A 12,360-nucleotide genomic window follows, 5' to 3' on the forward strand; every position below is an offset into this window, starting at 1 on the left:
TGTCAACTATTTTTTCGAACTAATGTTTGTATAAAAATGGTTGCCATGCTATAATAAAGACAATAAAAACCATACGAGGTGCATCCTTATGACAAAATTATCGAAAAGGCAGCAGGATATCCTTGATTTTATAAAAAGTGAGGTCAAGAAAAAGGGCTATCCACCATCCGTTCGTGAAATTGGTGAAGCAGTTGGACTAGCCTCTAGTTCTACTGTTCACGGTCATTTAGCAAGATTAGAAAGCAAAGGTCTTATCAGACGAGATCCGACAAAGCCACGGGCAATCGAAATTTTGGAAGTTGATGAGAATGCACAAATTCCAAGAAGCAATGTTGTCAACGTACCAATAGTTGGTAAAGTAACAGCCGGTCTTCCGATTACAGCAATTGAAAATATTGAAGAGTACTTTCCACTACCTGAAAGATTGGCTCCTGCAGATGAAAATGTTTTTATGCTTGAAATCATGGGAGAGAGCATGATTGAAGCAGGAATTCTTGATGGGGATTATGTGATTATCAAGCAGCAGTCCACGGCTGAAAACGGTGATATTGTTGTCGCAATGACTGAGGAAGATGAAGCTACGTGCAAACGTTTCTTTAAAGAAAAAGATTACTTCCGCCTACAGCCGGAGAATTCTACAATGGATCCCATCATTTTACGGAATGTTTCCATTCTAGGAAAAGTAATCGGTGTTTATCGACAAGTTCATTAACACACATGAAGAGTGATTGAAATTTTGCATTTTACTAGATTCATGGAGAAAGCACCCAAAGTTGAGGTGCTTTTTTTTTGCATTCTTTTCCTTTTGGGGTTTGTGATATTTTGTGAAAGCTTTACATAGTCTTAAAACCGATTTAACATTTATCGACTATTCTTGATATGAAAGGGAGATATATCGGAGGAGGCTGTTATAGTGGTTAATAGGTTGGCTTTTTTGACAAGGTTTATTCTTTTAACTGTTTTATGCATTCTTGCTCCATAGCTAGTTTACAAACAATAGACATAACAAACTCATTTTTATCTTTTGCAATCATTTTTCTAATTATTCCTGATATCTAATTTTCATTTTAGTGCCTAGGAGCTCATTATTGATGAGGATCTGGGGACTATCCAAGATCGCAGCCGATTTCAGCCCAATTCCTATAAAAGAAGCCCTGACACCATTGGTATCAGGGCATTCTTCATTTATGGATTAATACATTTTCATGTATTGTTCGCGTTCCCATGGGTGAACGGCTGTACGGAACATATCCCATTCAATTTCTTTTGCTTCAATGAAATGTTCTAAAATATGTTCGCCAAGACCGCTTGTCAAGATTTCGTCTGCTTTTAATTCCTCTAAAGCAAGGTGCAATGTTGCAGGAAGATCAGTGATTCCTTCAGCCAATCTTTCTTCTTTGTTCATGACGTAGATGTTACGGTCAATTGGTGCTGGAGGAGTCAATTTGTTCTTAATGCCATCTAAACCAGCTTTTAGAAGAACAGCCAAGGCCAAGTATGGGTTTGCTGCCGGGTCAACACTGCGGACTTCGACACGTGTGCTTAAACCGCGAGATGCCGGGATACGAATTAACGGCGAACGGTTGCTTGAAGACCAAGCAACATAGCAAGGAGCTTCATAGCCAGGAACTAAACGCTTATAAGAGTTTACAGTTGGGTTTGTAACAGCTGTAAAGCCTGGTGCGTGTTTAAGAACACCTGCGATGAAGTGACGCGCATTATCACTTAATTCAAGGTCAGCGCTTGGATCATAAAATGCATTCTCTCCGTTTTTGAATAAAGAAAGGTTGCAGTGCATACCAGATCCGTTTACTCCGAATAATGGTTTTGGCATGAAGGTAGCGTGCAATCCATGTTTTCTGGCAATTGTTTTAACAACAAGCTTGAAAGTTTGGATTTGGTCACAAGCTGTTAAAGCATCAGCATATTTGAAGTCGATTTCGTGTTGTCCTGGAGCAACTTCATGGTGAGAAGCTTCAATTTCAAAGCCCATTTCTTCAAGTTCAAGAACGATGTCACGACGGCAGTTTTCACCAAGGTCTGTTGGAGCAAGGTCAAAGTACCCGCCATTATCATTTAATTCAAGAGTCGGTTCACCTTGTTCATCTAATTTGAACAAGAAGAATTCTGGTTCAGGTCCAAGGTTGAAGTTTGTGAATCCAAGATCCTCCATTTCCTTTAAGACACGGCGTAAGTTATTACGCGGATCGCCTTCGAAAGGTTTGCCATCAGGAGTATAAATATCACAAATTAAACGGGCAACTTTTCCTTTTTCAGCAGTCCAAGGGAAGATAACCCATGTATTTAAATCAGGATATAGGTACATATCAGATTCTTCAATCCGCACAAAACCTTCGATTGATGAACCATCAAACATCATTTTATTTTCAAGGGCTTTTTCTAATTGGCTAACTGGAATTTCAACGTTTTTAATGGTTCCAAGAATATCCGTAAATTGAAGACGGATAAATTTAACGTTTTCTTCTTTAGCCAAACGTTGGATATCTTCTCTAGTGTACTTTGCCATTTTACTACCTCCAAATATTCTAAAATTAATTAATTAATGAAGAAACGTGACATATTCCCTTGGCGCATGTTTGGCCGGTTGAATCTTCCAGCCTGAATGAGTTCATTACGAAGTAAATTTCGTAATTCATCGTCCGATAGGTTGCGCTTTGGCTTTTCCAATTGCGGTTGAAGGTCTTGAGGAACCAGCTGTTCTTCTTTGTCTTGGAATATCCGTTTAATGCCTGCCATGTTAATGCCTTGATCAATTAAATCCTTTATTTCTAGAAGCCTATCAATATCAATCAGGCAAAACATTCTTCTGTTTCCCTCTGTTCTTGCAGGAGAAATTAAGCCATGCTCTTCATAATAACGAATTTGTCTTGCGGATAATTCTGTTAATTGCATGACAATTCCAATGGGAAACAGCGGCATGGTGCGGCGAATCTCACTTCCACTCAAGATTTCTCCTCCCCTCTAACTAAAAGAGTTTGCAATAGTCCAACCCCTTTTGAACGTTTAACAGGGCGAACTGTACTCGTTTTAAAGGGATAATGATCGCTTTTCTGAATCTATTGTCATTATATTCTATGTTATATTTGTTGTCAAACATATGTTAGGTTATTTAACATCATTTTTTAAAAGAAAAATAGAATTGTTCAAAAAATTTTCTTAGTTCTTTTCCCATGTGTTCAATTCTATTAATCCTGTTTCAATTAACCTGTCCAATGCAATGCAAACAGCGATTTTGACATGTGCATAGGTTAAACCACCTTGGACATAGGCTACATACGGCGGTCTGATCGGACCATCTGCTGTTAACTCAATGCTTGCTCCTTGAATAAATGTTCCAGCCGCCATGATCACGTCATCCTCATATCCCGGCATATAGCTTGGATGTGGGGTAACGTATGAATTGATCGGTGAAGCAAATTGGATTGCCTGACAAAAAGCAACCATTTTATCACGGTTGTCAAATTGGACCGATTGAATTAAATCCGTGCGCTTAGCATTCCACTTTGGTGAAGAATTCATTCCTAGTCTTTCAAGCATGGCTGCTGTAAAAACAGCACCTTTTAATGCTTGGCCAACCACATGAGGTGCAAGAAAGAATCCTTGATACATTTCTTGCAGACTGTATAGAGATGCACCTGCCTCGGCCCCGATACCCGGAGAGGTCATTCGGTATGAGCATGCTTCCACCCACTTTTGTTTACCAACAATATAGCCGCCGGTTTTTGCCATCCCACCTCCCGGATTTTTTATTAAGGAACCCGCCATTAAATCTGCCCCAATATGGCATGGTTCCAGCTCTTCAACAAATTCTCCATAGCAGTTATCTACAAACACAACAACATCGTTTTTAATTTCTTTGACAAAAGCGATCATTTCCTTTATGTCCGAAATCGTAAACGACGGGCGTGTTGCGTAGCCTTTTGAACGCTGGATGCCAATCATTTTCGTGTTTGGTTTTATTTTTTGTTCGACAACTTGATAGTCAATTTTTCCATCCTGCTTTAGTGAAACACTATCATAAGAAATGCCGAACTCTTTTAATGACCCTACTCCGCTGCCACGGGTCCCAACGATTTCTTCGAGGGTATCATAGGGTTTACCAGTTATGTAAAGTAATTCATCGCCAGGGCGAAGCACTCCAAACAAAGCGATCGAAATCGCATGTGTGCCTGAGATAATTTGCGGACGCACAAGCCCTGCCTCACCGCCAAACACATCTGCGTACACCCGCTCGAGCGTGTCCCGACCGATATCATCATAGCCGTAGCCGGTCGATGGCATGAAGTGTGAATCGCTTACCCGATGTTTTTGAAAGCTTTTTAAAACCCGAAATTGATTTGCTTCGATCCTCGCATCAATCTCTTTATGAACTTCAGCAATTTGCTTTTCAACCTCTTCGACGATTGGCTGAAGCTTCTCCCCATTTTCTAACTGTTGAAACATGTTTTACTCCTTCTAGACTTTATACTTTTGTAGCTGTCCTGTTATTTGATGATCTTTTAGTGTGTATCCTTTACATTGATAAAATTGGTCTTCTTCATGAAAAGAAAGCTCGCGTAAAATCGTTTCATTCTTTAATTGCGATAGCAGCTTTCCTTCTGAAGCTGGGACTTCAACTTGGTAAGGATCCATTATTTCAATCATAACATCCTCAATTTTTTTCTTTAGCTTCTGACGGTCTTCTTTTTCATAAGCAGTGATAAAGATTGTTGGTGTTTGGGCTGTCGGAACAAAATCAGGATGTTTTATATCCCTTTTATTATATACCGTTAATTGGGGAATTTCCTTTACTTCCAAATCGTCGAGCAGCTTATTAACTGTTTTTTCATGTTGAAAATAATCATGGTTTGACATATCCACTATATGAAGCAGCAGATCGGCTTCCCTGACCTCCTCTAAGGTTGAGCGGAAGGCAGCAATAAGTGATGTTGGTAGATCTTGAATAAAACCAACTGTATCGGTAATAAGGGTAATAAAACCACTTGGCAAAATAAGTTTTCGCGTCATCGGATCGAGGGTAGCAAAAAGCTGGTTTTCCTCATAGGAGTCCGCTTCAGACAACCTGTTAAAGAGGGTTGATTTTCCGGCATTTGTGTAGCCAACAATCGCCACCTGAAATGTTTTGTTTTTCTTTCGTCTTTCCCTGTACCGTTCTCGGTGCTGAACAATGACCTCCAGCTGTTTCTTAATATCATCAATGCGGCGGCGGATATGTCGGCGATCTGACTCCAGTTTCGTTTCACCAGGCCCTCTCGTTCCAATTCCTCCACCAAGTCTTGACAAGGATGTTCCTTGTCCGGCAAGACGAGGCAGGATGTATTGAAGCTGGGCAAGCTCTACTTGAAGCTTCCCTTCTTTAGAACGAGCTCTTTGTGCAAAGATATCCAAAATGAGCTGAGTTCGGTCAATGATTCTGGCATTTAATTCAGATGCAAGGTTCCGTTTCTGACTTGGGGACAGTTCATCATTAAAAATAACCAGGTCTGCTTCAAGCTCTTCTACAAGGGCTTTAACTTCTTCCACCTTTCCTTTTCCAATATAGGTGGCCGGGTGGATTCGATCGCGTTTCTGGGAAACAGACAGAAGCACATCTCCTTGAGCTGTTTCGGTTAATGAAACTAGCTCCTCCATTGAATATTGGAATCGCAAATCATCCAAATCTATCGTTTGACAACCGACAAGGATTGCTTTTTCTACTTCTTTTTTTTGTTCCAAGCAGCAACCTTCTTTCTCTTTTTGTCATTTTCATCATACCAAAAATAACATTGATACTCTAATTTTCCCCGACTCTATTCTTTCATAAACAAAAATCAGTAACAAAAAAGACCCTTTCATGGGCCTAATCTTCATCAAACACTAGATCATTACTTCTTAGTGTCATGAGTTCATGTCTGTCATAACTATTTTGCATCAAGATCCGCATTGCTTGAGAGCGAATTGATTTTTCAATAACATTACGGACGTAGCGCCCATTCGAAAAACTATTTGGGTTCAAGATCGCCTTTACCCAAATTAAATGGTCCCTTAACTTCTTTTCTGCTTCGTGGCTGAGTGTATATTCGCGCTCCTTTAACATCCGGGAGGAGATTTCCATCAGTTGTTCAATATTATAATCGGGAAAATCAACGACCAGAGGGAAGCGGGAATGCAATCCGGGGTTCAAGGTTAGGAAATATTCCATTTCACGGGAATAGCCGGCCAGGATTAATATAAACTCATGTTGTTTATCCTCCATATGCTTTACAAGTGTATCAATCGCTTCTTTGCCAAAATCCTTTTCTCCCCCCCTTCCTAATGAATAGGCCTCATCAATAAACAAAATACCGCCTTGGGCCTTTTTAACGAGGTCCCTTGTTTTTTGGGCTGTATGACCAATGTATTCCCCAACAAGATCAGCGCGTTCCGCTTCAATGAGATGTCCCTTTGAGAGGACATTCATTTTTTGAAAGAGCTTTCCAATTAGGCGTGCCACTGTTGTTTTGCCTGTCCCAGGGTTCCCTTTAAACATCATATGAAGGGCTTGTTTCCCTGCCTTCAATCCCATTTCTTCACGTTTTTTATTTACATAAATCCATGCATATATTTCCTTTATCATTCGTTTCATTTCGCTCATGCCAACTAACGTCCCGAGATCTTCTTCAATTTCCTTTAATGCTGTATGCTCGGGGGGGATTTCCTTTGGAGCAACTTGGGAATCCGGCAACTCTTTTGTTAGCACTTTTCTTTGTGAGTTAAGGACGATGCTGATTTGACCATTACTTTTCATTCGAATCGGTTGATCCAAAGCCTTCACCTCGCATTTCTGCAACAATATACGCTTGTGAGTTTTTATTTGTGACAATTGCCCAATTTATCTTTATTGAAAAAATTTACTTTAAAAGGATGACGTTGAACCTTTAAACATCAATTTTTTACTTTCAAAGATTATGCGCTTTCCTAGAAAGATTCGTTCATACTATGTGTATTCAGTTCAAATGAATAGTATTAGTGTAAATAGAGTTTTTAAGAGGAAAAGCGAATGCCGGTCTGAATGCGTGTCCCATTCGTACTGGGAAAGGTTAAAAAGGCTTGAGCCGTCTGAATTTAAGTCCTAAGTCATAACTTCCCTCACATGAAAAAGAGCCTGTATATACAGGCTCTGGAAAGTGAATTTATTGTGGGTCTAAATCAAGATGAACATTTTTTTGCGGTGCGAAAGTTGAAATCGCATGTTTAAAAACGAGCTGCTGTTTTCCTTCTGATTCAAAAAGCACAGTAAAGTTATCAAATCCCTTAATTTGACCTCTTATTTGAAAGCCGTTTAATAAAAATACGGTTACATTAGTGCCATCTTTTCGCAATTGATTTAAAAATTGATCTTGAATGTTTATAGCTGTTTTCATTTGGTAAATCCTCCTCTTTAGTCTCTACTAATATGTATTCGATTTTAATTGTAGCTTTCCTTCCACATAACGAGAAATTCCGATTATTTTTTTTTCTAAATCAGCTGCTTCCGTTATATCAAACCATTCTACATCCATTTTGTTACGAAACCAAGTTAATTGCCTTTTTGCATAATGACGTGAATTTTTTTTCAGGTTGTCAATGGCTTCATCCAGGCTTAGTAAGCCATCCAGATGATCATAAATTTCTTTGTAGCCAATCGCCTGAATGGATTGACAGTCACGGAGCCCTTGATTATAAAGGTTTTGTACCTCCTCGACCAATCCTTGTTCAATCATGATATCAATGCGGGCATTTATCCGGTGATAAAGTTTTTCACGATCCATCGTCAGGCCAACCAGCGCTGTTTGGTATAGAAGTTCCGGCTGCTGATCTTTCTGGGTCTCACTCATTGTTTTACCAGTGCTATAGTAAATTTCTAATGCCCTTATGACCCTTCTAATGTTATTAGGATGGATTTGGCTGGCGCTTTTCGGATCAATTTGGGTTAATTCACGATGCAATGCTTCGCTGCCAATCTCCCTTGCTCGTTCCTCCAACTGCAAGCGGAGAGCTTCATTGGCAGGTGCATCCGAAAATTGATAATCATAAATAACAGACTGAATATACAATCCAGTGCCGCCGACAATCATCGCAAGCTTTCCTCGATTTGAGATATCAGCTATTTTCACGCGGACAAGCTCTTGAAATTCCGCAGCCGAAAAGCTTTCATCCGGATTCTTAATATCGATTAAATGGTGCGGAATCCCTTCCATCTCATCTGCTGTTATTTTTGCAGTACCAATGTCCATTCCCCGATAAATTTGCATCGAATCACCGCTAATGATTTCACCATTTAACCGTTTCGCGAGTTCTATACTCAGCTTGGTTTTTCCAACTGCAGTTGGTCCGATTATAACCAATACCTTTTGTTTTTCATCCAATTTTTTCACACTGCCTTTTCATTTGGGCTGAACATGCGAAACCACTCTACGGGTTTCTCAGCCTTATCGTAACATACAAGTAAGTAGCAGTTGAACATCAAATAAGTATAAACAAAAAAAATCTAATCTATGCATTATAACTACATTTTTTAAATAAAGGTTACAAAATTACAAAAGAATAACGATTCGTTTACATTCGACAATCTACCCCCAAATTCGTGTTACCCTTATATGAAACTTATTATGTATGAATCTATAGAAATAGGGTGAAAACATGTTATCAGCTGCTGAGATTGGAATTGACTTAGGAACTGCAAATATATTGGTATATAGTAAAACAAAGGGAATTGTTTTGAATGAACCTTCTGTTGTAGCAATCGATACCGTAACAAAAAATGTTTTAGCTGTAGGACATGAAGCGAAAGAAATGATCGGTAAGACTCCCGGCAAGATTGTTGCCATTCGGCCATTAAAAGATGGCGTCATTGCCGATTATGATGTGACCACCGAGTTGCTAAAAAATGTTATGCACAAGGCTGCAAAAAAATTAGGCTTTGCGATGCGGAAGCCAAACGTGATCGTGTGTGCACCATCAGGTTCGACAAGCGTCGAGCGTCGAGCCATCCAAGATGCGGTTCGAGCAGCCGGTGCGAAAAAAATTCTTTTGATTGAAGAACCAGTTGCGGCCGCAATCGGCGCCGGTCTGCCTGTTGATGAACCTGTTGCGAACGTGGTCGTAGATATCGGCGGTGGGACCACGGAGGTCGCGATTATTTCCTTTGGCGGAATTGTTGCCTGCCATTCGATTCGGGTTGGGGGGGACAGGCTTGATGATGAAATCATTCAGCATGTCCGTAAGGAATACAATGTGTTAATTGGCGAAAGAACAGCGGAGAATATTAAAATGGAAATTGGCAATGCCGTTGTCAACCATGAAGAAGTTTCTATGGATGTTCGCGGGCGTGATCTGGTTACCGGCTTACCAAAAACCGTTACGCTCTCTTCCCGTGAAATTAATAGAGCAATGCGGGAGTGTCTATTACAAATTCTGGAAGCGATTCGAGCAACCCTCGAAGACTGTCCGGCCGAGTTAAGCGGAGACATTGTTGACCGTGGCATCATTTTAACTGGCGGTGGTTCATTACTAAACGGAATGGAGGAATGGTTGAGCGCAGAAATTATTGTTCCAGTTCATCTTGCCCCAAGTCCGCTTGAATCTGTTGCGATCGGCACAGGAGAAGCCCTTCAGTTTATTCATAAACTGCCCGCTGCGGTTAAATAAGATAGAGATTACAACTATATCGAAACAAAAAGAGCTGCTGGGTTTTGCAGCTCTTTTTATTTGATCATTCTTTAAAAATCTTCCATTATTCAAGTGAATAACGAGCATTATTATAAAAACAAATTCATAAGAATTTCCGGTTAGGATCGATCTTTTTTAAAAGATAAATAATATATTTATGAAAGCAATTTAAGGTTAAATATATAGACGGATACATCAGTAAAGAATAGGCAAGCTTCCAATTATTGTAATAGTATGTCTTAGTCCACAAGAAAATACATTCCATTACACAGGCAACAACTTCCCAGGCCAAAAGATAAATAAGCTTGTTTATTACTTTCTTTTTATAGGGAAAATAATTTAAATACACAATATTTACGGCAGGGTAAATTCCCAAAAGGTAAATTAACGACCTAAAGTCAGGTCCTTTTTGAAAATAACCATATAAATGATATTTTAAATCCAAGAAAACATCTGCATTTACTTGTAAATACATCGCGAATAAAGACGTTGCTGCTATTTCAATTCCAGTCAACCGTTTCGGTATAAAAATGGCAATAACATTAAATAGAACAACAATAATGATCAGGATCAGCATACTGCAGCTCCGTTCTACATAAATCGCTGCTTTTATTCTTCCCCAATTGGTAAAGGTTTATAGTATTTTTGGAAATATTAATGGCGAATTATTCCGGAGAATTTACCGCTTTTGAATGGTGTTAAATAACTTGACGGATAAACAAAATGTAAAGAAGGCAAGCCAGTTTATGCGGCTTGCCTTTATCTATATCATGAAATTTTATAAATTGCAGCAGATTGATTATCCGCGTCTTCCGCCTCTGCCGCCCTGTTTTGCGCCAGTGTTACGTTTAAGGGTAGACAAATTCTCTTCACTAGTCTTTAGATATTTAGCGATTTTATCTTCAAAATTTTCCTTTGGTTTGAAGTTGCCTTTTGGCCGGAAATCTTTAGAACGGTTATCCGTTCTTCCTTGACGTGGTGGACGTTGTGAATATGAAGAGGTTTGTCCTTCAGGCTTGTCTATAGCCTTTTTGATAGACAAGGCAGTTTTTCCGTCTTTCTCACTAATCACTTTTACTTCAATCACGTCGCCAACTTTGAGATAGTCATTAACGTCTTTTACATAACTGTCTGCAACCTCACTGATATGCACAAGACCAGTTGAGCCTCCTGGTAATTCTACGAATGCTCCAAAATTAGTGATACCTGTTACTTTACCTTGTACTTTGCTACCTACTTCTACTGACATAAAAATAATGTTCCCCCTCAATAATGTTAAAACAAATTAATTATAACAAATAACTTACGATAATAGCAAGTGAGTTTATTGTTTCCAACATTTTTCTCGTTACTCCGTTTAACATATTTCTTTAAAAAGTTCATCCAAATTTATTTGCATATTCAAAAATCAGCGATAGTATTTAAATGAGCCATTACGAGAAAAAAATTTATCCCAACTTGATGTATTATACTCATTCCTACAAAAAACGACAACTTACCTTTAGTACGTGGGAATGGTATACTATTATTAAGTATGACTGGATAAAAATAAGCAGTACTGTCAAACTTAAATTATAATGTATCTTTCTATATGAGCGATAAACTTAATTTAAAAAACTTAATTATGTACGGATACAAGAGAGGGTGGTAAAATGAAGAAAAGTATGTTTAGTGTCGGAGAAGAAGTTACTATCAAATCATCTGGTGAATCAGTAACAATTATTAAATCACAATATGTAGAAAATATGAAAAGGTACTCTTACATTGTAGATGAACATCCAAATACCTTTTTCTTTGAAGAAGAATTATCGAAAGAAGAAGAATAACCTCTATTCAATATTGTTTTGATCACGAAAGTTTTTTTACTGGCACTCCGTTTAAAGATAAGAAATAATCGGTATCCAAAGGAAAAAACCTCCTTTATGTCGAAAATTATATACAAAGGGGATGATCCCAATGAATAAAGTTGGATTACTAAAAAATTTACAAAATGCCAGTCGAGGTAATTTTTTTTCAATAGAGATTCCTAAAGCTACAAAAGAAGATGAAAAAAAGATTGAAGAACTGGTTGGGGAATTAGAAAGAGAAGGAAAAATTAAATTAAGAGAATGTGTCCAACGAGATTACTCAGTTTATTTGCATGGAATTATTAAGTATGCATCCGAATGATCGGATGCATTTTTTTGTGTTATATTTGAGTTTTTCAAACTAACAATCGCAGTCTAAGAAAAAAGCTGCCGAAGCAACCTGTCTTACTTGTACTATTGCAACGGTTATGTCGTTGGGATGCCTCACCTTTGTTCGTGCTGGTGACCATTCATTCTTCCGGTCTTTTAACACCCTTGCTTACATAAGGCTTGGCACTCTTGGCTTTCTTTGCACTCGCCTGCCACCGATTCCAGCCCTTCTTATCTGTTCCTCTACCTGTTCCACCTTTACCCTTTGCTTTACTCATATCATCACTCCATTATCATTAAATACCCGAGTTCCTATGGATTGTTAGTTGTGTCCATTTTACTTTGTTCGTAACCAAGCACGATGATACCATAACAAGGTTCCGAGGATACCATTCAAAATAGCATAGCATTTTCCTAAAGACAATACTATTTTTTGTTGAAGAATAAAATAGTAGATAAATTTTTAAAAAATGAAAATAGAGGAGGAAATCAA

At 38.6% G+C, this 12,360-nt stretch carries 14 protein-coding genes; 4 read left to right on the forward strand and 10 right to left on the reverse strand.

From position 1 onward, the window contains the following. The first annotated feature begins 88 nt into the window (after positions 1–88). Positions 89–712: a transcriptional repressor LexA gene (gene lexA, locus JN080_RS12605; RefSeq protein WP_256236365.1), complete on the forward strand. Its 624-nt coding sequence runs from the start codon at positions 89–91 to the stop codon at positions 710–712. Between the two features lie 480 nt (positions 713–1,192). Here the strand turns inward: lexA and glnA are convergent, their stop codons facing one another. From glnA to miaA, 7 genes are all read right to left on the reverse strand, one after another. Then, positions 1,193–2,527 carry a type I glutamate--ammonia ligase gene (glnA, locus tag JN080_RS12610; RefSeq protein WP_256236366.1) on the reverse strand — a complete coding sequence of 445 codons (1,335 nt, stop codon included), beginning with the start codon at positions 2,525–2,527 and terminating at the stop codon, positions 1,193–1,195. Positions 2,528–2,556: 29 nt separating this feature from the next. Next, on the reverse strand, positions 2,557–2,940 hold the full coding sequence (locus JN080_RS12615) for a MerR family transcriptional regulator (RefSeq protein WP_256236492.1): 384 nt from the start codon (positions 2,938–2,940) through the stop codon (positions 2,557–2,559). A gap of 237 nt (positions 2,941–3,177) precedes the next feature. Continuing rightward, positions 3,178–4,464 carry a methionine gamma-lyase family protein gene (locus JN080_RS12620; RefSeq protein WP_256236367.1) on the reverse strand — a complete coding sequence of 429 codons (1,287 nt, stop codon included), beginning with the start codon at positions 4,462–4,464 and terminating at the stop codon, positions 3,178–3,180. Between the two features lie 12 nt (positions 4,465–4,476). Further along, entirely contained in the window at positions 4,477–5,736 is a 1,260-nt protein-coding gene (gene hflX, locus JN080_RS12625; RefSeq protein ID WP_256236368.1) for a GTPase HflX, read from the reverse strand. 124 nt (positions 5,737–5,860) lie between these two features. Continuing rightward, complete coding sequence (gene spoVK, locus JN080_RS12630) at positions 5,861–6,805, reverse strand: stage V sporulation protein K (RefSeq protein ID WP_256236369.1); 945 nt, start codon at positions 6,803–6,805, stop codon at positions 5,861–5,863. Positions 6,806–7,172: 367 nt separating this feature from the next. Then, positions 7,173–7,403 carry an RNA chaperone Hfq gene (gene hfq, locus JN080_RS12635; RefSeq protein ID WP_256236370.1) on the reverse strand — a complete coding sequence of 77 codons (231 nt, stop codon included), beginning with the start codon at positions 7,401–7,403 and terminating at the stop codon, positions 7,173–7,175. Between the two features lie 27 nt (positions 7,404–7,430). Continuing rightward, on the reverse strand, positions 7,431–8,387 hold the full coding sequence (gene miaA, locus JN080_RS12640) for a tRNA (adenosine(37)-N6)-dimethylallyltransferase MiaA (protein ID WP_256236371.1): 957 nt from the start codon (positions 8,385–8,387) through the stop codon (positions 7,431–7,433). A 274-nt stretch (positions 8,388–8,661) separates the two neighbouring features. Between miaA and mreBH the strand changes: the two genes are divergently transcribed. Next, positions 8,662–9,669 carry a rod-share determining protein MreBH gene (gene mreBH / locus JN080_RS12645; RefSeq protein WP_256236372.1) on the forward strand — a complete coding sequence of 336 codons (1,008 nt, stop codon included), beginning with the start codon at positions 8,662–8,664 and terminating at the stop codon, positions 9,667–9,669. 124 nt (positions 9,670–9,793) lie between these two features. Here the strand turns inward: mreBH and JN080_RS12650 are convergent, their stop codons facing one another. Next, positions 9,794–10,267 carry a CBO0543 family protein gene (locus JN080_RS12650; RefSeq protein WP_256236373.1) on the reverse strand — a complete coding sequence of 158 codons (474 nt, stop codon included), beginning with the start codon at positions 10,265–10,267 and terminating at the stop codon, positions 9,794–9,796. A gap of 222 nt (positions 10,268–10,489) precedes the next feature. Then, entirely contained in the window at positions 10,490–10,939 is a 450-nt protein-coding gene (locus JN080_RS12655) for a S1 domain-containing RNA-binding protein (RefSeq protein ID WP_256236374.1), read from the reverse strand. 403 nt (positions 10,940–11,342) lie between these two features. Between JN080_RS12655 and JN080_RS12660 the strand changes: the two genes are divergently transcribed. Continuing rightward, positions 11,343–11,516: a hypothetical protein gene (locus tag JN080_RS12660; protein WP_256236375.1), complete on the forward strand. Its 174-nt coding sequence runs from the start codon at positions 11,343–11,345 to the stop codon at positions 11,514–11,516. A 130-nt stretch (positions 11,517–11,646) separates the two neighbouring features. Beyond that, positions 11,647–11,859, forward strand: coding sequence for a hypothetical protein (locus JN080_RS12665; RefSeq protein WP_256236376.1), 213 nt, complete (start codon positions 11,647–11,649; stop codon positions 11,857–11,859). Between the two features lie 148 nt (positions 11,860–12,007). Here JN080_RS12665 and JN080_RS12670 read toward each other — a convergent pair whose 3' ends face one another. Then, a complete protein-coding gene (locus JN080_RS12670; protein ID WP_256236377.1) occupies positions 12,008–12,145 on the reverse strand; it encodes a DUF3934 family protein in 138 nt (45 codons plus the stop codon). Positions 12,146–12,360 lie beyond the last annotated feature (215 nt).

This window comes from Bacillus sp. EB600 (assembly GCF_024494385.1).
In the GTDB taxonomy this organism is placed as follows: Bacteria; Bacillota; Bacilli; order Bacillales; family Cytobacillaceae; genus JAEVLT01.